This window comes from Pseudomonas sp. URMO17WK12:I12, from assembly GCF_000514395.1.
Lineage (GTDB): Bacteria > Pseudomonadota > Gammaproteobacteria > Pseudomonadales > Pseudomonadaceae > Aquipseudomonas > Aquipseudomonas mucoides.
In genome coordinates, this window is sequence record NZ_AZVV01000022.1 from 1 (window position 1) to 17,929 (window position 17,929).

Annotated in this window: 19 protein-coding genes; 3 read left to right on the forward strand and 16 right to left on the reverse strand. The window is 59.4% G+C overall.

Annotated features, from left to right (window positions below):
• Nucleotides 1-461 precede the first annotated feature (461 nt).
• From D882_RS0126255 to D882_RS0126275, 5 genes are all read right to left on the reverse strand, one after another.
• Nucleotides 462-710 carry a hypothetical protein gene (locus tag D882_RS0126255; protein WP_027925997.1) on the reverse strand — a complete coding sequence of 83 codons (249 nt, stop codon included), beginning with the start codon at nt 708-710 and terminating at the stop codon, nt 462-464.
• A gap of 20 nt (nt 711-730) precedes the next feature.
• On the reverse strand, nt 731-1,312 hold the full coding sequence (locus tag D882_RS0126260; RefSeq protein ID WP_027925998.1) for a hypothetical protein: 582 nt from the start codon (nt 1,310-1,312) through the stop codon (nt 731-733).
• Entirely contained in the window at nt 1,309-1,875 is a 567-nt protein-coding gene (locus D882_RS0126265; protein WP_027925999.1) for an RNA polymerase sigma factor, read from the reverse strand. The genes D882_RS0126260 and D882_RS0126265 overlap by 4 nt, the downstream gene beginning before the upstream one ends.
• A 1-nt stretch (nt 1,876) precedes the next feature.
• Entirely contained in the window at nt 1,877-3,580 is a 1,704-nt protein-coding gene (locus D882_RS0126270; RefSeq protein WP_027926000.1) for a VWA domain-containing protein, read from the reverse strand.
• 88 nt (nt 3,581-3,668) lie between these two features.
• Nucleotides 3,669-4,229 (reverse strand): YbhB/YbcL family Raf kinase inhibitor-like protein, encoded by a 561-nt coding sequence (locus D882_RS0126275; RefSeq protein ID WP_027926001.1) that lies wholly within the window; start codon nt 4,227-4,229, stop codon nt 3,669-3,671.
• A gap of 138 nt (nt 4,230-4,367) precedes the next feature.
• Here D882_RS0126275 and D882_RS0126280 point away from each other — a divergent pair, with 138 nt between their 5' ends.
• Nucleotides 4,368-5,897, forward strand: a complete 1,530-nt coding sequence (locus D882_RS0126280; RefSeq protein ID WP_027926002.1) for an apoptosis inducing factor family protein — start codon at nt 4,368-4,370, stop codon at nt 5,895-5,897.
• Nucleotides 5,898-5,972: 75 nt separating this feature from the next.
• Here the strand turns inward: D882_RS0126280 and D882_RS0126285 are convergent, their stop codons facing one another.
• From D882_RS0126285 to D882_RS0126330, 10 genes are all read right to left on the reverse strand, one after another.
• On the reverse strand, nt 5,973-7,481 hold the full coding sequence (locus D882_RS0126285; RefSeq protein ID WP_027926003.1) for a YdgA family protein: 1,509 nt from the start codon (nt 7,479-7,481) through the stop codon (nt 5,973-5,975).
• Nucleotides 7,482-7,774: 293 nt separating this feature from the next.
• The gene (locus D882_RS0126290) at nt 7,775-8,410 is read right to left on the reverse strand and encodes a hypothetical protein (protein ID WP_027926004.1); all 636 of its coding nucleotides are present in this window, start codon (nt 8,408-8,410) and stop codon (nt 7,775-7,777) included.
• Nucleotides 8,411-8,492: 82 nt separating this feature from the next.
• Nucleotides 8,493-9,941, reverse strand: a complete 1,449-nt coding sequence (locus D882_RS0126295) for an efflux transporter outer membrane subunit (protein WP_027926005.1) — start codon at nt 9,939-9,941, stop codon at nt 8,493-8,495.
• On the reverse strand, nt 9,938-10,825 hold the full coding sequence (locus D882_RS0126300) for an HlyD family secretion protein (protein WP_027926006.1): 888 nt from the start codon (nt 10,823-10,825) through the stop codon (nt 9,938-9,940). Before D882_RS0126300 ends, D882_RS0126295 begins: the two co-directional genes overlap by 4 nt.
• Nucleotides 10,822-11,031, reverse strand: a complete 210-nt coding sequence (locus D882_RS0126305; protein ID WP_027926007.1) for a DUF1656 domain-containing protein — start codon at nt 11,029-11,031, stop codon at nt 10,822-10,824. The genes D882_RS0126300 and D882_RS0126305 overlap by 4 nt, the downstream gene beginning before the upstream one ends.
• Nucleotides 11,028-13,100: an FUSC family protein gene (locus D882_RS0126310; RefSeq protein WP_027926008.1), complete on the reverse strand. Its 2,073-nt coding sequence runs from the start codon at nt 13,098-13,100 to the stop codon at nt 11,028-11,030. Before D882_RS0126310 ends, D882_RS0126305 begins: the two co-directional genes overlap by 4 nt.
• Nucleotides 13,097-13,525 carry a MarR family winged helix-turn-helix transcriptional regulator gene (locus D882_RS0126315; RefSeq protein ID WP_027926009.1) on the reverse strand — a complete coding sequence of 143 codons (429 nt, stop codon included), beginning with the start codon at nt 13,523-13,525 and terminating at the stop codon, nt 13,097-13,099. Before D882_RS0126315 ends, D882_RS0126310 begins: the two co-directional genes overlap by 4 nt.
• Nucleotides 13,526-13,651: 126 nt before the next feature.
• On the reverse strand, nt 13,652-13,897 hold the full coding sequence (locus D882_RS0126320; protein WP_027926010.1) for a prevent-host-death protein: 246 nt from the start codon (nt 13,895-13,897) through the stop codon (nt 13,652-13,654).
• A 93-nt stretch (nt 13,898-13,990) separates the two neighbouring features.
• Nucleotides 13,991-14,236, reverse strand: coding sequence for a DUF2789 domain-containing protein (locus tag D882_RS0126325; protein ID WP_027926011.1), 246 nt, complete (start codon nt 14,234-14,236; stop codon nt 13,991-13,993).
• Nucleotides 14,237-14,353: 117 nt separating this feature from the next.
• Complete coding sequence (locus D882_RS0126330; RefSeq protein WP_027926012.1) at nt 14,354-14,815, reverse strand: aminoacyl-tRNA deacylase; 462 nt, start codon at nt 14,813-14,815, stop codon at nt 14,354-14,356.
• 198 nt (nt 14,816-15,013) lie between these two features.
• Here D882_RS0126330 and D882_RS0126335 point away from each other — a divergent pair, with 198 nt between their 5' ends.
• Together D882_RS0126335 and D882_RS0126340 are read left to right on the forward strand one after the other, a co-directional pair.
• Nucleotides 15,014-15,547: an NfeD family protein gene (locus D882_RS0126335; RefSeq protein WP_027926013.1), complete on the forward strand. Its 534-nt coding sequence runs from the start codon at nt 15,014-15,016 to the stop codon at nt 15,545-15,547.
• 2 nt (nt 15,548-15,549) lie between these two features.
• Nucleotides 15,550-16,308, forward strand: a complete 759-nt coding sequence (locus D882_RS0126340) for a slipin family protein (protein WP_027926014.1) — start codon at nt 15,550-15,552, stop codon at nt 16,306-16,308.
• Nucleotides 16,309-16,319: 11 nt separating this feature from the next.
• On the opposite strand, the gene D882_RS0126345 is transcribed toward D882_RS0126340, so the two are convergent.
• The gene (locus D882_RS0126345; protein ID WP_027926015.1) at nt 16,320-17,891 is read right to left on the reverse strand and encodes a glycosyltransferase family 39 protein; all 1,572 of its coding nucleotides are present in this window, start codon (nt 17,889-17,891) and stop codon (nt 16,320-16,322) included.
• Between the last annotated feature and the right edge of the window lie 38 nt (nt 17,892-17,929).

A 17,929-nucleotide genomic window follows, 5' to 3' on the forward strand; every position in this document is an offset into this window, starting at 1 on the left:
CAAACTCTTCAGTTCAAACATCTTTGGGTTTTTAAGAAACCCTAAACTTGGCTCAGCAATCGTTGGTTACATCTTTGATTTCTCGCGGAGTAACTTGTGATGCTGATAATCTTGTTGACTATCAGTCTGACTCCACAAGCACCCACACGAATTGCTTGATTCAGTTGTTAAAGAGCGGTTGGTTAAGATCTTTCGTCTCAACCGAGGCGCGCATTCTACAGCAGCCTCTGTTGCTGTCAAGCGGTTATTTTCAGAAGTTTTCAAAGTTTCGCTTGGAAATCTTTAACAACTTCAACCACTTGCGCTTCCGATCACTCGGTAGCGGGAGGCGAATTCTACAGCGTTCCAATACTACGTCAAGTCTCTTTTTGAACTTTCTTTCCCCGTCCGAACGCCTGTACTACAAGAGGCCTTTTCAGCCCCCTCCCAAGCCGCATTGGCTGGGTAAACCAGCGACGCGACTACTCGGTCGTCCAGTCGAGATCGTCGTCCCACTCCTCATCGTCCTCAAAGTCCTCCTCATCAACCTCCTCCGCTTCCGGTTGGTTAAGGAGGAAATCCTTACGACTCTCAGTAATTGCCCGTCTTAGTTCCTCCCCCTTCACGGGGCAGTTGAGCATTTGGGCGATGCGATCGATTTTTTTCGCCACGGCTTCCTCCAACGCATCGGCTACGACCCGATAGTGCGCGCTTTCGGGCACGGATGCCAAATGGCTGACCGTCTTGCAACTCAGTTTCTGGGCATTTCCTTGAGTCGGGCCTCGACGTTTTCGTCAGGAAAGCGTTTGTGCAATGCCTTCATTAATGTATCTGCCGCCTGTACCTGACCGGCATTCTGCAGGCGCACCACCTCACGCAGTTGCTCATCCAGCGCTATTGCCGGCGCCGCTGCACGTTTAGCAATTTTCGCCTCTTCGGCCCTCTCGGCATTAATCGGCTCGCTCTGCGCGGGCGCAGCAACATCGGCCATCGGCGCCGCCGGGGCAGCCAGAGAGCGCGCAGCTTCTTTTTTGACGACCGGGGCGGATGCCTTGGGCGCCGTGACGAAGTCATAGCCCGGCGATTGCTCCGGCGTACGCTGCGCCAACGCCAGCATCAACGCGACACCCACAAGGCTGGCAAACGCAACCTGCCAGCGAGGCTTCTGGCACGCCTGAATCCAGCGCTGCCACAGGTTTGGCTTCGGCACCGGAGCTTCCTTATGGGCCACGGCAAGGATCAATGAATCCAGATGAGCCGGCGGTTCACCCGTCGCGTGCTCACGAAAGTGCTTCACCACATCATCTTCAGGTGCAGGACGGGCGTCAGTCATATCAGTACCTCCTCGGCCAGCAGCCGACGCAGTTTTTGCTGGGCGTAACGCAAACGGCTTTTGACGGTTTCCAGCGGTGCTCCAATGAGCATGGCGATCTGCGCCAGATCGAGATTGCCATGGGCACGCAGGAGGAAGACCTCACGCTGGTCAGCAGGCAGATTTTGCAGCGCCGTTTCCAAGCGCTGACTGTCGCGACTCAGGCTTAGCAGTTGCTCCGGATCGGTCGCCTCATCAATGACTGCATGAGCCTGTTCGTCATAGCTGTCGTGCAAGGGGTTGTGGACTCCGTGCTTACGCCAGTGATCGATCAGTCGATTACGGGCGATCTGGTAAAGCCACGTACGAAAGTTCGCCCGACCTTGTGGCTGACTGGTACTGCGAATCAGGCTCAGCCAAGTGTCCTGGTAAACCTCTTCGGCCAGCTCGGGTTTACCGCTGAGGCCGAGCAGGAATCGATAGAGGCCCAAACGATGGCGAGCGTACAAGATCTCGAACGCTGGCCCGTCACCTGCTCGATAACGGGCCAGCAGCGCTTCGTCGCCCGGCTCAAGAGCTGACATGTCAGTTGTAGCCTCCTTTAATAAGCGGCTCACTGTTCGATGCCGTCGTGGTGCGCAGGCTTTGTGCTAACGCTACCAACTGCACGAACTCGGCACGCAGCCCGAATCGATCCTCTCCCCGCGCACCGCGAGCCAGTGCTTGCGTGTCCCTCAAACTGAAATCACCGGTATACCGCCCATCTTTAAGCTGCTGGGAAAACGCGGCGACGGCCGCCGCAAACCTCAGGTCATCGCTGGCTTTGCCGGATTGACTGTCAGTGATGGGTCGCTCGATCAAGCGACTATTCCCACCTTCGGGCAGCTGATACCTCACTCGCAGCATCGCCAGTTCTCCGGAACTCCCGGAAACGGACGACTCAGGTTTGCCATAGCGCAAAGGCTCCAGCCATCCCTTCTCACCCTTGGGCACAATTTCATACAGCGCCGTCACCGTGTGCCCTGCACCGATCTCGCCCGCATCGACTTTGTCGTTGCTGAAATCCTCGCGCTTCAACGTCCGATTTTCATACCCCAACAGTCGATACTCGCTGACCTGAGCCGGATTGAACTCCACTTGCAGCTTGACGTTCTTCGCCACGACCGCGAGCGTTGAGCCGAGCTGATCCACCAGCACCTTGCGCGCTTCACGCAGGTTGTCGATGTAGGCGTAGTTACCGTCCCCGGCGTCGGCCAGTTGCTCCATCAGGTGTTCATTGTAGTTATCCACCCCAAAACCCAGGGTCGTCAGGGAAACGCCAGTCTTGCGTTTATCCACAGCCAGTTGCTTGAGGCTATCGAAATCGCTGATGCCGACATTGAAGTCACCGTCGGTGGCCAGCAGGATGCGGTTGATTCCCTTGGGGATAAACGCCTGCTGCGCCATTTGATAGGCCAGTTCGATGCCCGACGCGCCAGCGGTCGAACCGCCGGCGGTCAATTGATCGATTGCTGTACGAATTTTCGCCTTTTCGCGTCCGGAAGTTGGCTCGAGCACCACACGCGAATCGCCAGCGTAGACCACCAACGAAACACGATCCTGTTCGCGCAATTGATCAACCAGCAATTTCAGGGTGCTTTTGACCAGCGGCAGACCTTCGCGGCGGTCCATTGAACCGGACACGTCCACCAGAAACACCAGGTTCGCCGGGGCCAGTTCCGCTACCGCGCGGTCAGACGCCTTGATGCCGATGCGCAGCACGCGCGTATGCGGGTTCCAGGGTGACGATGCCACTTCAGTGGTCACGCCGAATGGCGAGCCGTCGGTGGGTAACGCATAGTCGTAGGGGAAGTAATTGACCATTTCCTCCAGGTGCACAGCGCCGTCGGGAGGCAAGCGCCCCTGATTCAGTAACCGTCGGACGTTGGCGTAAGCGCCAGTATCCACATCGGCACTGAAGGTCGAGACCGGCGCCTCGGCCACGCTGTGGATGGGGTTGTCCGCCAGCGCCTGGTATTGCTCTCGCTGTTCATCCCGATACCCCGGTGGGAATGACTCAGGTGCAACACTTGCGACCGTTGCCGGACGTGCGCTGCGCTTGGCCATCGACCTATCCGCCAGCGGCGCTTCACTGCGCACCACCCCAGCCGCCTTCATCTCGCTTTGAGCCGGTGGCGACACTTGCGCGGAATCGGGTGCGGAGGAAACGCCGCAACCGGCGATGGCCAGCAGCAACCCGGTGGTGAATCCCTGGGCGGCCGGGCGGAGGAAATGCAGAGGGAGGGACATGGGGGCTGACCTCAGGAGGAAATTGATCCATTCATCCTCTGAGACGAGCTCCCGTTCAGGTTCGGGTTAAACCGGCTGAAAATTAAACTCAGCGGTGGTAACGGCGCACCACGCTGCTGTTCCTCAGCACATGACCTTTGATTTTTTCCAGCAGTTGCGCACGCGTCAGGCCGGCAGGCAAGGCGTCTGGAGCGAGGTCCAGCGCATACAACTGAATAATGTAGTGATGGGCGCTGTCGCCAGTCGGTGGGCAGGGCCCCATGTAACCGGGGGTGCCTTTGCTGTTGGTGCCGCTGACACCTTCAAGGGCTGATTTTGCCCCGACGCCGGCAGGAATCTGGTGCGTGGTGGCCTTGATGCCGTAATGCACCCAATGATCAACACCTTGGCCCTTTTGGCCGTCCGGGTCGTGCATGACGATGGCATAACTCAGTGTTCCCGCCGGACCGGTGTTCCAGTTCAGCGCCGGTGACGCATTGTGTCCGCCACAACCCGGAGCATCGCTGGCAGCCGCCGAGGTAAACAGCCGGTCATCCGTTACACCTGGAATGTTCAGGGTGAAACGCTCCTGGGCCTGCGCCGGAAATTGCACGCAAAGGGCGACTGCAACGGCCGCCAGCCAAGGGTTCAGAGAGGTCAATCGGGTCATTCCGGAGCACCTTGTGCGGATAGGGCCGTCGTCGGCTTGCGAACTATAGCTGTACCGTTCGTGCGGTGGCAGTGGGAATTGGCTGAACCTCGCGTAAAGCGCCAAACTCTTAAGTGAAAGTCTGTCTGGAGAGCCATCATGGCACTGCACCGCGTTGCGCATTTCGCCGATGTGTCCGAGAGCCGGGGCCTTGAAGTCCGGGTTGCAGACACCAAAATCGTTTTGTTGCGAGTGGGCGATCAGTTACGCGCCTATCAGGGCGAATGCCCGCATGCCGGGGCACCGTTGGCGGAAGGCGCGCTGTGCCACGGACGCTTGATCTGCCCGTGGCACAAAGCGGCGTATCGGATTGAGGACGGGGCATTGTGCGAACCGCCGGCCCTGGACAGTCTCAAGCGCTATCCGCTGGAAGTACGCGAGGGCGAGATCTGGGTCGACGACCAGCCATTAGCCGATGCGCATACACCGCCGGCAGACGACGAACGGACATTTGTCATCGTCGGGGCCGGGGCGGCCGGTACGGCGTGTGCGGCGGCGCTGCGCGAAAAGGGCTTCGGCGGCCAAGTGCTGCTGATCGACCGCGAAGTCGATGCCGGCTACGACCGCACCGTCCTGAGCAAATTTGTTATCGCCGGGGAGATGCCGCCGGAAGAAATCCCGCCGCTGAGGGATGAGGCGTTTTATCGCGAACAGCGTATCGAGCGCATCAGCGGTGAAGTCGCCAGCCTGGACTCGTCGAGCAAAACCCTGCGGCTGACTGAGGGTCGATCGTTGAGGTATGACGCCGCGTTGCTTGCCACCGGCGGCAAGCCCAATCCTCTCACGCTGCCTGGCGCGGATTTGCCGCAAGTGTTCGTGTTGCGCTCAAAAGATCAGGCACGGGAGATTCTGCAGGCGGCAAAACCCGGCCAGCGCGCAGTAATCATCGGCGACAGCTTTATAGCACTGGAATCCGCGTCAGGCCTGCGTGAATACGGCTTGGAAGTGACTGTTCTGGCCCGGCATGCCATCCCCTTCGTCGCGCAATTTGGCGAAACCGTCGGCAAAGCGATTCGCGCCCTTCATGAGGCCAATGGCGTGGTGTTTCATACCGAAGGCGAAGCCTCTTATATAGAAGGCACGGAAAACGTCGAAGCGGTGTGCCTGGACAATGGTCAACGCTTGCCGGCGGACCTGGTGCTGGCCGGCATCGGCGTCACCCCCGCAACCGATCCGTTTACCGATCTGCCCAAGGAAAAAGACCGCTCGCTGAAGGTCGATGGCGCCATGCGCGTTAGCGACGGGGTGTGGGCAGTCGGCGATATTGCGACCTTCCCGCTCAACGGCCAGCCTCAGCGCATCGAGCATTGGCGCCTGGCTCAACAACAGGCGCGGATCGCCGCCGCGAATATGCTGGGCGCTGACGAGCATTACCTCGACGTACCGTATTTCTGGACCTGGCACTTCGGCAAAAACTACGACTATCTTGGCCATGCCGAAGCCTGGGACGAAGTGGAGTTCAAGGGTGATCCCTACCACCCGCCCTTTATAGGCCTGTTCGGCAAGAACGGCGTAGTGGCGGCTGCGGTTGCCTGCGATGAAGAACGGGCCATGGCGCTGCTCGCCGAACGCATGAAGCAGCCGCTCTCAATGGACGAAGCGTGGCAACTGATTCGGGACATGAGTTAGCAGGCAAACACCCGACAGCAAAACGCCCGGCCTCTGCGTGCAGCAGAAGTCGGGCGTTGTTTTGAACGACTGGTTTTATTCCTGGATTTCAGCACCACCACCGATTTTGCTCATCACGAAGCCCACAAACTCTTCTACGGTCATTTTCTGGCCGTTGAATTCCACCTGATTGTTGGCGTAGTGAAATTTGCTGACGATGTTGTTGCCGTCCAGTTTGGCGAATTGCGTACCGACCGCCATGCTGCCGAACATGTCGGCCGTGGCGGTCGCCTGGTCGGCGATGAGCTTGGCGTCGGTCTGACCATCAAGCTGGCTTTGCACGGTGAACACGTCGACGAGCATTGGCTTGGACACTTTTACATTGATATCCAGCAGTGCAATCAACTGTTGAGTCAGTTGATCGGGCGGCAGGTCCATGGTCGGTGGTTTGGTCAGGTCGAGCACCAGATTGGCGCGGCTTTCGCCATTGGTGGTGTTGAACGACAGGTTTTCCAACGCCACCTGCGGGCCGGCAGCCAGCAGTTTTTCAAGGCCTGTTTTGACCTGCGCTTCTTCGGCCGGGGTCAGGACCAGTTCTGGAGACGGCTGACCGGCCGCAGCGGCCTCGGCGGCGGCTTTCTCGTAAGGCTGCAGTTTGGTCTGGTAGACCTGCATCAGCGACATGGTCGCCGGGATATCGAGGTTCTTCAGGCTCATGGCCATTTGCGCGGAACCGACTGCCTTGCCGTTCACCGACACTTCACCCACTTTGTAATCGGCACGCCCCGAAGCGCTGGTGCCCGATTCCTCGGTCAGGTTTTTCATTTCAAATTTCTTCAGGCCCAGCACCGATTGCTTGGGACCGAAGGTGGATTTGCTGTCGCTCAGCTCGAGGGTGTTCTCGCCGGTGTAAAAACCGTAAGTGCTTTTTACCAGGTTACTGGCCATGGTCAGGCCATTGAGCTCGACCTTCACCGGGGTCTGATCTTCAGCCACGGTGGTCAGCGTCAGGCTGTCCATGTAGCCGTTGGCCTTGATCTTCTGGGCCTGGGCGCTGGCGGCGACTTCGAGGTTCAAACCGGAGAATTTCAGGTTGGACTTGTCATCCAGCGCGACATCCAGTGGCAGGAATTCGAGGGTGCCATTGGTGGCGTTGTCGTAACCGATGTTGACCACGCCGGTGAGCGGGGATTTGTCTTTGGCGGCAGCAAACCATTTCTCGGTGAGCGGGGTGCGTTCCAGTTCGTAGTGACTGGTGGCCATGACCGGCAACCACTTCAACGAGACCAGACGCGAGAACGGCAGCGGGCCATGTTCGATGTGGTCGACAAAGAGCAACTCAATCGGGGCTTCACCAAACATCTCGCCTTCGCCCTTGAGGCGGTAGTGCGCGGTGCTGCTGAACACATGACGCTCAAGCGACACCAGCTCCAGCGAGGCCGTGCCATTGGAACCGACCAGCGCAGCCTTCAGCTCTTTGTTGGCGTCGGCGATCGAGGTGTTCAACACGCCTTCGATTTTGGTCCCGGTGTACCAGGCTCCACCCGCGCTGATTGCACCGATGGCTACGACGATTCCAAGAAGCACGCCTGCTGATTTATTCATGAATGACCCAGTCAATGTCCGTTGTTTGAAGGTGTCGTCGTCTTCCCTGAACCCTTGAGGGGGTTGCGGCTCGACTCCGCTAAAAGTGGGGTGGAGATTAGCACTAGGCGCATCGGGCGGCCCAATGTTTAAAGGTTAAAGAGTGTCTATGGACTACTCGGGACGGTTGAGAGTTTCGGCGGATATGAAATCGCCATCGCGAGCAGGCTCACTCCTACAAAGGTTATGTGTCGTTCACAGAACCCTTGTAGGAGTGAGCCTGCTCGCGATGGCGTCATCCCAGCCAACACACATCAGGAATACTGCACTTCCATCTCATCCAGCTGATGATCAAAGCTCTTGAGCCGCGCCGTCCACGTATACACCAGCACCTCAAAGTCGCGGTTGATCACCGCCCCGCCGGTCACCTCCGAGCGCGGATCACAGACGTCGAGTTGATAGCGTTCCCGCGCCATCTTGGTGGCGACATCCGACAGCTCGCGGGCATTGTTGAGCCAGTGCCAGCCGTCCTCGGACACCTGTTTATCCAACGCCAGGCATTGCTTCTTCAAGGTTTCGAGGCTTTTTTCCAGCGGTGTGCCAGTGAGTTCGCCCATGACTTCCTGGAACGTGCGCCCCGGTTGCCAGTAGCTGCCCCAGAAATATTGGTCAAACACCGTTTCGACACGACGCAGCGCCACCTTGGTATCCCAGATCAGCACCAGGGTCTTGCCTTGTTCGAATTGTCTTTTTTTGATGCGCTGACCCTGGACGGAAGCCCAGGCCACCACCACGATCGCCATCACGGCGATGAGCGCGGTGGCGCTGTCGAGAAACACCAGCGCCTTGTCGATCTGGTGGGCCAGCATGATGCCGTAGAAATAGGTGGCCGACAGCAAAACCAATGCTGCAATAGCGCACCAAAAGCCAGGAGCATAAGGGTTTTTCATTATTTTTAATCCCCATGACCAACGCGAGCTTGATCGATGAAGTCGACTCGCGACTCCATCAAATCAAAGCATAGCAACGGCCTCAGGGTTTGCTGGCGTTCGTGCCTTGCGTTCGTCCGCTTTCCCAGCCGCCGCCCAAGGCGAGGAACAAATCGATCTGGCTGGCGGCCACCTGGGTGTTGGCAGCGGCGAGTTGCGCAGTGACGTCCGTGTAGGTGCGGGTCGCTTGCAGGTCCGCCAGGAATGATTCGCGCCCGGCCTGGAAGAAACGATGCGTCTGGTCCGCTGCCAGTCTTGCCGATTGCTCGGCGTCTGCCAGGGCGTCACGACGTTGCAACAACGCAGCGTACTGGGCCAGGCTGGTCTGGGTTTCGCGAATGGCGTTGAGCACCACCCCATCGAAATGCGCCAGCGTCGCCTGAGTCACCGCTTCGGCTTCGCGGATGCGTGCCCGGGCGCCGTTGGTCGGCACGTTCCAGGTCAGCGACGGACCGAAGCCCCAACGGTTGGTGGACGGGTCGCCGAGATCGTCGAGGATACCGACGGTGCCGATGGTCGCGCCGATGCTGATGTTTGGGTAAAGCTCACCCGTGGCGACGCCAATCCCGGCCGTCGCAGTCGCCAGCCGGCGCTCGGCCTGCCGCACATCGGGACGACGCTTGAGCAATGCGGCGCCATCGCCCACCGGAATCAATTGCGCGATTTTCGGCAGCTCGTGGCAGGTGGCGGTGCCGGCCGGCAGTTGATCCACTGGCTTGGCCAGCAACATCGACAGGCGATACAGCCCGGCCTGACGCGAGGCCTCATAGCGCGGCATGTCGGCGCGCAGGGATTTGAACTGGGTTTGCGAACGGGTGACCTGGGTTTCGTCGCCACGGCCGGCATCGCGCAGGCGCTGGATCAGCGTGGTGCTCTGGGCCTGCAGGTCGAGGGAGTGCTGGGCAATCTCCCGCTCCTCATTGGCCGCGCACACCTGGGTGTAGGCTCGGACCACGTCGGCCACCACGGTGATGCGAGCCGTATCGGCAGCTGCCTGCGTCGCATCGGCGTTGGCCTTGGCCGCTTCGATGCCACGCTGCAACGTGCCGAACAGATCGAACTGGTACGACGCGCTGATGCCGATATCACCGACGTTGGCCACCGGCACTTTTTCCGGAATCAGGAACGCTTGGCCAGACTCCTGCAATCGCTGGGCGCCCATCTTCACACCGCCGCTCCAGCCACCCGCCGCTTCTGCCTCATCGACCTGAGCACGGGAGCGCGACAGACTGGCCGCCGCAACGCGCAAATCGGTATTGGACGCCATGGCCTGTTGTATCAACTGGTCGAGTCGCGGGTCCTTGTACAGGCGCCACCAATCGGCCGGCACCGGGGCGGACACCACCGTTTTGCCGTCTACCGCCAGATCGCCCTGCAAATCGGGTCGATGGACAGCCGCTTCGTCGGGCAAATGGTAATCCGGGCCAACGACCTGACACGCCGATAGCAGCAAACCTAATCCGGCAACCGCCAAACCCGACGCCTTGCTCATTTCGCCGGCTCCTTCGGTTGATCGTCGATGATCGACACGGTCGCAGTCCGCCCGGCGATCATGCGGAAGTCCGCCGGCACATCGTCAAAGACAATACGCACCGGAATCCGCTGTGCCAGGCGCACCCAGCTGAATGCCGGGTTGACGTTGGGCAGCAGGTTGTTGCCGATGGTGCGGTCGCGGTCTTCGATGCCGGCGACGATGCTTTCCACATGACCACGCAGCCGCGCGCGGTCGCCGATCACGCGGATGTCGACGCTTTGGCCGACATGAATGCCGTTCAGTTTGGTTTCTTCGAAATAGCCGTCGATGTGGAATGAATTGCTGTCGACCACCGACAACACAGGTCGCCCGGCGGTGACGAATTCCTGGGCCCGCGGTGCACGGTCGTTGACATAGCCGTCGACCGGGCTGCGGATGGTCGAGCGGTCGAGGTTCAGTTGAGCGCTGTCCACCGCCACTTGGGCTTCCATCAACGCCACTTCGGCGCGAGCCACCCGGGACTGACTTTCTTCCAGTTGCTCGCCCGGCACCAGATTGCCCAGGCCACGGTTACGCTTGGCTTCGCGTTGCGCCTGAGCCAGGGTTTCCTGACGGTCGGCGACTGTCGCTTTAGCTTGGCGCAGGGCCAGTTTGAAACGGTCCTGATCGATGCTGAACAACACCTGCCCGCGTTTCACCAACTGGTTGTCGCGCACGTCCACTTGCTGAATCAGCCCGGACACGTCCGGGGCGATTTGCACGATGTCGGCACGGATATGCCCGTCGCGGGTCCACGGCGCAAACATGTAGTACATCACCATGCGCCAGACCACGACGACGGCGAAGGTCACGATCAACAGGGTCAGCACCACGCGCCCCAGGGTCAAAAAAGGTTTTTTCATGTCATCAGGTATCGACTGAGTGAGTCCACGGCGCCGAGCAGCAAAGCGTAGAGAGCCACGTTGAACAATGCCCGGTGCCAGACCAGACGGTAAAAGTGCAGGCGCATCAGCAACCCGTGCACCAGCAGGTACAACACATACGTAATGCCCATCAGTACCAGCAGCGTGGGCAGAAACACCCCGCTGATGTCCACATCACCGATCATAAAGGCGCTCCATCGATACCATGGGGCAGCGGTTCTTCGAGTTCGCCCACGCTTACGAATTCCACGCCCGGCAACAACGCCAGGCGCAGGCCGCTCAGGGCATGCAACAAATTCAGACGGGCATCCTCATCACAATTTGTGTCCAGTGCCCGGCGGGCGCGGTCGAGGGTCATCAGCAACGGGCCGGGGGCCGGCAGACGCTCATCCGCCTTCAGGCAGGCCTTGAAATACTCACCGACTTCCGCCACCACCTGATGCAGCAGCGCTCGCGGTACACCGTCCACTCGCGGCGTGTAAGCCAGCAGATCGAGCACGTTCAGCGCCACACGCACCTCACGCAACGCAATGCCGGTGTCCTGGCCAGTCATGGCCAGACGCGGCAAGTGCTGCATCAGACGATCGAGCACGTGTACGCCCAATTGCCGGTGTTCGGCCAGGTTCGCCGGTTTGCTGAGATTGACGATGTCGCGCCAACTGAAGCGGGTTAACCGCTTGGCCGCCAGCTCCGCACCGAACGGCCGGGCGATCAGGGTCCAGATAAAGGCAAACAATAGCCCGATGGGGCCGGCCAGGTTGGAGTTGGCGAAACTGAGGAAGTCCGCATCGTAGGCGCCCTGAATGCTGATAAACGACGAGGTGTTGACGAGGGTCAGGAGCATGCCCAGGTAAAATTGCGGCTTGACCGTCAGGGTGCCGATGCAGATAAACGGCACGGCAAACGCCAACACCAGCATCGGGAAATCGTGCAGGTTGGGCAGCACCAGAAACAGGTAAAGGCTGGCCAGCACCACCGACATCGCGGTCCAGAAGAAGAATCGGTAAATCTGCGGTGCCGGGTCATCCATCGAGGCGAAAAAGCTGCACGACACGGCGGCCAGAATCACTGCCGAGCCGCCATCGGTCCAGCCAAGCAGAATCCACAGCACCGAGGCAACGATGATCGCGGTGACCGTCGAGGCCGCCGAGTAGAGCATCAACCCACGGTCGAGAAACGGTGACAGGCGACCGAGGCGCCAGTGGCGATACACGGCGCGCCAGCTGTCCGGGCTTTCGCACTGGATGGCGTATTGCAGGCTGCGGCAGTCTTGCCACACATCAATCCACTCGCCGAGGCGATACAACGCATTGGAGAACAGCAGCTGTTTGCGATCGTTAAGCGCTTCGGCGGACGGTTGCAGGGCTTCAAGCTGTTCTTTCAGCGCCTGCCAGCGCGCGAGGTCGGCGTCTTTGTGATTGAGCCATTCGGTCGCAGCGGCCAGCAACGGTGCGAACTTCTCCACCAGCTCGGGCGTACGCCGCTCAAGGGCATACAGCGCGTCGTCGAGGGCGTCGATCACCGGCAACAGGTGAATCATGCGCCCACGCAATTCCTTGGTGTTGCGCACGGTTTGCCGGTGCGCGCCCTCGTGCGGCAACTGGCCGATCATTAATTCCAGGGTATTGAAGGTCGTGACCATGGCGGAGCGCAGCGCACTGACTTCGTCCGGCTGCACCTGGCGGCTGAGGAAACGCAGGCTGTACGTCGAGGCATCGGCAAACCATTTGCTCACCGAGTCGTTGAACACCGGCGCCAGCCGCCGCGGCCAGAACATGGCGCCGACCACCGCTGCCACGGCGATGCCGAGGAAGATTTCTTCCGTCCGCGCTTCTGCCACATCCCAGACGCCTAACGGGTTGTTCACCACTGGCAAGGCGATCAGCGGCAAGGTGTAACCGGCGAGCATCAAGGCGTAGTTGTTGGCGGTGCGCAGGTGCAAGGACAGGAACAACAGCGTCCCGGTCCACAGCGCAATAACCACCACCAAAACGTAGGGACTCTGGACAAACATCGGCACAAAAAGCACCGCGGCCGCCGCGCCGAAAAAGGTACCGATGGCACGGTACAGCGCCTTCGAACTGGTAGGACCGACAAAGGGGCTGGACACGATGTAGACCGTGGCCATCGCCCAATACGGACGCGGCATTTGCATGAGCAGGGCGATGTACAACGCGATCATCGAGGCGGCAAAAGTACGCACACCGTAGAACCAGTCTCGCGCCGCGGGCATACCGCTGAAAAATCCGCTCAAGGGTTGACCACCGACGGCGAATTCGCCGCTTCAAAGGCTTTCAGTACCCGAAGCGTAGCTTCCAGATCGCTTTGGTCGATGCCTTCAAGCACTTCATGGCGCAATCGCACCAGCTCGATTTCGACGGCCTGCACCAATTCGCGACCGGTGGCGGTCAGGCTCAGGCACTTGGCGCGCCGGTCATGGGCATCTTCGGTACGGCAGACGTAGCCCGAATGACACAACTGATCGAGCAAACGCACCAGGGACGGACTCTCCATCCCCGCCGCCTGCGCCACCGTCACCTGCCGCACGCCCTCGCCCAAGCGCCCGATCATCAACAACGGGACGGCGCAGGCTTCGGAGATTCCATAGTTGACCAGCGTGGTCTGGCAGATCTTCCGCCAATGCCTGGCGGCCACCACCATGGAGCTGCTGATGTTCATCTGGAGAGCGTCGAGGTTCTTCGGCACGAGGGGAAATACACACTGTTAGTTTGCTAACTATCAATATCGCATTTGGGGGGAAAGGTGGTCAAGTTTTGAAACAATTCACCTGCGGATTGAACACTTCTACAGAGCATCAAGGCTCACAGGCACGGAGTCTTCACCACTGCGGGCAAGAACAAGCACCGCCAAATCGAAATCATCCAGACGCTCCAGCATCGCGCCATACAAATCTGCCGAAATCGGATACGCCTGGATTCTGTTGTTCTCTAGAACTGCGATTGGCTCCTGTTGCGCCTCCCGTACCCCATCACCTGCGTTCTGAGCAAACACGGAGATGCCGATGACCTTTTCTGCCAACAACCGCTGCATGAGCTGATCTCTTCATAGAATCTGTTTTCATGAAATTACTTCAGCCAGGCCCATAACCTTCAAAAAACCTGTGACGCGTTTTTTCAATTGCTTCTACAGCCCCCGCCCCTTCCTCAACAACACATCCAACTGATCCACCACCTCCGCCCAATCCGCATCCTCCAAAATATCGTTACGCAAAAAATCCGCCTGGCTCTCGCTCCAGAAAAACGCATCGGCAAGGTGCAGTTCGGGCTTGAGCGGTGAGTGGGTGGTGATGAATTTATCGATGCTCTCGGCGTCATCCTCCAGGCCGAGTTGCTTGAACAGGTTGGGCAGGGTGTGGGTTGGGGATTCCATGTCGGGCTCCTTGAGAAATGAAAAATCAATCGCGAGCAGGCTCGCTCCCACCTAAAAACCCGGTCAAAGGTGGGAGCTAGCTTGCTCGCGATGGCGGTGGTACTGACAACACAACACTCACTGACTCAATTCCCGCACCTCGGCATGCGGCACCATTTTCAAGAATTGCGGCATGTCCATGTGCAGCAAATTGATGTGATTGCCAGCTTCCAGATAGATGTCTTTCTGCCGGGTTACCAACGGGTCAATGACCACATCCAGCCCATAGGCCTCACCCAGCGCCGGCACGGCACCGCGTTCGCAATCATCGAACAGGTGCGGCAGATTGCTTTCCCGCGAGACCTGCCATTCACCGCTGCTGCGGACTTTGCTCAGGTCCAGGTGACGGCTGGCAGGCAACACGGCCATCAGGTAATGGCCGTGGTGATCGTCGAGGATGACCGACTTGGCCACCCGCTCGGCAGGAACACCCGCGAGCCGCGCCGTTTCCAGGCTACTGGCCGAATGGGGATGGGTGACGATGTCATATTCGCAGTGTGCCGTTTCCAGGCTTCGCTGCACGGTTCTTGCCATACGCATGATGCACCTCGGTGTCCGCAACAGTGACGAGCGGACGATGGTTGACGCGTTTCTTCGTACTGAAAGTCTAGGCCTGATGATGCATTTCGGCGGGAAATCCGCCCATCGGACGCCACCGTAAAGTGAGCAGAATTCAGAGATGCCAAGGCTCAACTAAACTGTATACAGAGCCACCTGATGACTCTCGCGGAGGGTCACGTGAAGATTCGTTGCTGTGCCGTTGCACTGCTGTTGGCGATGAGCGGATCGGTGTTCGCCGCCGATACCGTTGTGCTGCTGATGCCAAATCCCATCGGGATCTGGTTGATCACCTTCGGCATCGCCTTTCTGATCGCCGAGGCCGCGTTGCCCAACTATGGCGTGATCGGTTTGGGCGGCATTGTGATGTTCGTGATCGGTGCAGTGATTCTGACCAACACCGAAATACCTGTTCCCTTGATCATCGGCCTGGGGCTGGTGAGTGCCCTGCTCCTGATTTTCCTGCTGATCCGCGCCCTGAAAACCCGACCGCGGCGTAACGTCACTGGCGATGCAGAGCTGCTGGGCAGCGTGACGCCGGTCCTGTCGTTGCTGCCCGACAACGCCTGCAACGGCTGGGTGCATCTGCAAGGGGAGCGCTGGCAGGTTTCAAGCCCGACACCGCTGCAGCCGGGGCAACACGTCCTGGTGGTGGCGCGAAAAGGATTACTGTTGCAAGTGGCCGCGGCTGACGCGGTGCCGGTGGGAGAATAAACATGGGCCTGCAAGTAGGTTTCGCCGCGCTGCTGCTACTGCTGATTGCACTGGCGGGGTCGACCTTCCGCATCCTGCGCGAATACGAGCGCGGCGTGGTGTTCCAGCTCGGACGCTTCTGGCAGGTTAAGGGTCCCGGCTTGATCCTGCTGATCCCGGTGGTCCAGCAAATGGTCCGTGTCGACCTGCGAACCATCGTCCTCGACGTTCCCCCACAAGACGTCATCACCCGCGACAACGTCTCGGTCAAGGTCAACGCGGTGCTGTATTTCCGTGTGCTCGATCCACAGAAAGCGATTATCCAGGTCGAAGACTTTCTGGCGGCCACCAGCCAATTGGCCCAGACCACTCTGCGAGCGGTGCTGGGTAAACATGAGCTCGATGAACTGCTGGCCGAGCGCGAACGGCTGAACATCGACATCCAGCAAGTGCTCGACGCCCAGACCGACGCCTGGGGCATCAAGGTTGCCAACGTCGAGATCAAACATGTGGACCTCAATGAGTCGATGGTCCGTGCCATCGCCAAACAGGCCGAAGCCGAACGGGAGCGCCGGGCCAAGGTGATCCACGCCGAGGGTGAATTGCAGGCCTCGGAAAAACTCATGCAGGCCGCTGAAATGCTCGGCCGTCAGCCTGGGGCCATGCAGTTGCGTTACATGCAGACGCTGAGTTCGATTGCCGGGGACAAGAGCTCGACCATTGTCTTCCCGCTGCCGATTGAACTGCTCAAGGGGATGGCGGATTTGTCGTCAAAGCCTTAATACCAAGACTTTCAATGCAGCACAAACAAGCGCGCATTAGCCCCGCCCGCCTGCGTAATACCGGCGTTCTTCCAGCCCACGGGCAGCGGTGCGAACTCGTCCGGCACACCGACGGTGCCGATCAGCCACACCCGACCGGTGCCCTTGGGCAAGTTGTCGAGGCGGTCCAGATAAATGTCCTGGGTGACCAGCGTGCCAAATCCATAGCCATTGGGTCGGCCCGACCCGCCGTTGGCTAACGGTGGGGTGTACAGCAACGGTTTAGCGTCGGTGCGATTGTAATAAACATAGGCGAGGTACCAGAGCATATCGCTGGTGACGATCTGGTCGCCCGCAACGAAGTGCTGGTTAACGTAGTCGACCATCACATTGATTTGATCGTGGGTATCGACCGTAGCGTTGTTTTTCAAGCCGACCAGTTCGACGCCGACAAACAACACCAGCACTGCCAGCGCCAGCATTCGAAAGCCTGAATACAGGCGATCAACAGCCAGCGCGACAATCATCGGCAACCCCAGTGCATAGGCCGTCAGGTAACGCTCAATGAACACCGGCGAGATAAACGACACGGCGAACACCAACAGCATTGGCAACGCCGTGTAGATCACCAGCAGGATACTGCCGCGAATGACGCTACGATCCCGCGCCAATGCCACGCCGGCAATGGCCAGCAACGCCAGCGGCAGCGCGATAAAAATCAGCGTCGGCAAGTTTTCGCCATCGTCCTGGGTCAGCAACGACCAGATCATCGACGGCAACGAGCCGAACGTGACCGGCAACTCCCACCCCACATCACCATTGGCTTTGAGCAGGTCCATGTGCTGGATCAGATCAATCAGGTTGGGTACCCATGGCAGGTAGATCAGCACGATTGCTACGTTCGCCAACCACCAGCCGGGGCGTTGAATAGTGCGCACGCGATACGCTGGCAGTACACGAATCAGCCCCAGGTACAGCCAGTGGCACACCACGCACAGGGCGGTGAAATAATGGGTGTAGAACGCCGCACTCATCAGCAGCACATACGCCACCAGATAGCGTGTACGCCGGGGATGCCTGATCCAGTAGACCAGCGCAATCGTCGCGCCGATCAGCCACAGGCCCAGCAGCGAGTACATCCGCACTTCCTGGCTATAACGCACCGCCGTCGGCAGCAGCGCCAGGAGAAAACCGGCCAATAACGCAGCGCGCCGGGTGGCGATCAAGTCCATCAACCAGACGCCGAGCCACACCGTAATGATCCCGGGCAGAGCGCTGAGACAGCGAATCGAAAAAATGCCGTCGCCGAACACTTCGATCCAGCCATGCAGCAGCATGAAATACAGCGGCGGGTGCACGTCATGGGCAGCGTGCACCCATATTTCGGCCAATGAGTAGTGGCTCATCAGCAGGCTCGACCCTTCGTCGCCCCAAATGGCCGCCGCCGTCAGGTCGTAGAAACGTACCAAGGCTGCCAACGCCAGAATCGGCAACAGCCGGTGCTCCTGCGCCCACCGCAACCAACGCTGTACCACCGCCCAGCCGCCAGGCACCGCGTGCGGATCCTGGGTACCGCCAAGCGAAGTTTCTCTGCGCGCTTCCATTGCCTCCCCCTGCAACCGGCCCGACATCACGAAGCCTA

Coding starts and splice junctions, on each gene's coding strand:
- D882_RS0126260 (WP_027925998.1), bottom strand. CDS start 1,312: ATGACTGACGCCCGTCCTGCACCTGAAGATGATGTGGTGAAGCACTTT.
- D882_RS0126265 (WP_027925999.1), bottom strand. CDS start 1,875: ATGTCAGCTCTTGAGCCGGGCGACGAAGCGCTGCTGGCCCGTTATCGA.
- D882_RS0126270 (WP_027926000.1), bottom strand. CDS start 3,580: ATGTCCCTCCCTCTGCATTTCCTCCGCCCGGCCGCCCAGGGATTCACC.
- D882_RS0126275 (WP_027926001.1), bottom strand. CDS start 4,229: ATGACCCGATTGACCTCTCTGAACCCTTGGCTGGCGGCCGTTGCAGTC.
- D882_RS0126280 (WP_027926002.1), top strand. CDS start 4,368: ATGGCACTGCACCGCGTTGCGCATTTCGCCGATGTGTCCGAGAGCCGG.
- D882_RS0126285 (WP_027926003.1), bottom strand. CDS start 7,481: ATGAATAAATCAGCAGGCGTGCTTCTTGGAATCGTCGTAGCCATCGGT.
- D882_RS0126290 (WP_027926004.1), bottom strand. CDS start 8,410: ATGAAAAACCCTTATGCTCCTGGCTTTTGGTGCGCTATTGCAGCATTG.
- D882_RS0126295 (WP_027926005.1), bottom strand. CDS start 9,941: ATGAGCAAGGCGTCGGGTTTGGCGGTTGCCGGATTAGGTTTGCTGCTA.
- D882_RS0126300 (WP_027926006.1), bottom strand. CDS start 10,825: ATGAAAAAACCTTTTTTGACCCTGGGGCGCGTGGTGCTGACCCTGTTG.
- D882_RS0126305 (WP_027926007.1), bottom strand. CDS start 11,031: ATGATCGGTGATGTGGACATCAGCGGGGTGTTTCTGCCCACGCTGCTG.
- D882_RS0126315 (WP_027926009.1), bottom strand. CDS start 13,525: ATGAACATCAGCAGCTCCATGGTGGTGGCCGCCAGGCATTGGCGGAAG.
- D882_RS0126320 (WP_027926010.1), bottom strand. CDS start 13,897: ATGCAGCGGTTGTTGGCAGAAAAGGTCATCGGCATCTCCGTGTTTGCT.
- D882_RS0126325 (WP_027926011.1), bottom strand. CDS start 14,236: ATGGAATCCCCAACCCACACCCTGCCCAACCTGTTCAAGCAACTCGGC.
- D882_RS0126330 (WP_027926012.1), bottom strand. CDS start 14,815: ATGCGTATGGCAAGAACCGTGCAGCGAAGCCTGGAAACGGCACACTGC.
- D882_RS0126340 (WP_027926014.1), top strand. CDS start 15,550: ATGGGCCTGCAAGTAGGTTTCGCCGCGCTGCTGCTACTGCTGATTGCA.
- D882_RS0126345 (WP_027926015.1), bottom strand. CDS start 17,891: ATGGAAGCGCGCAGAGAAACTTCGCTTGGCGGTACCCAGGATCCGCAC.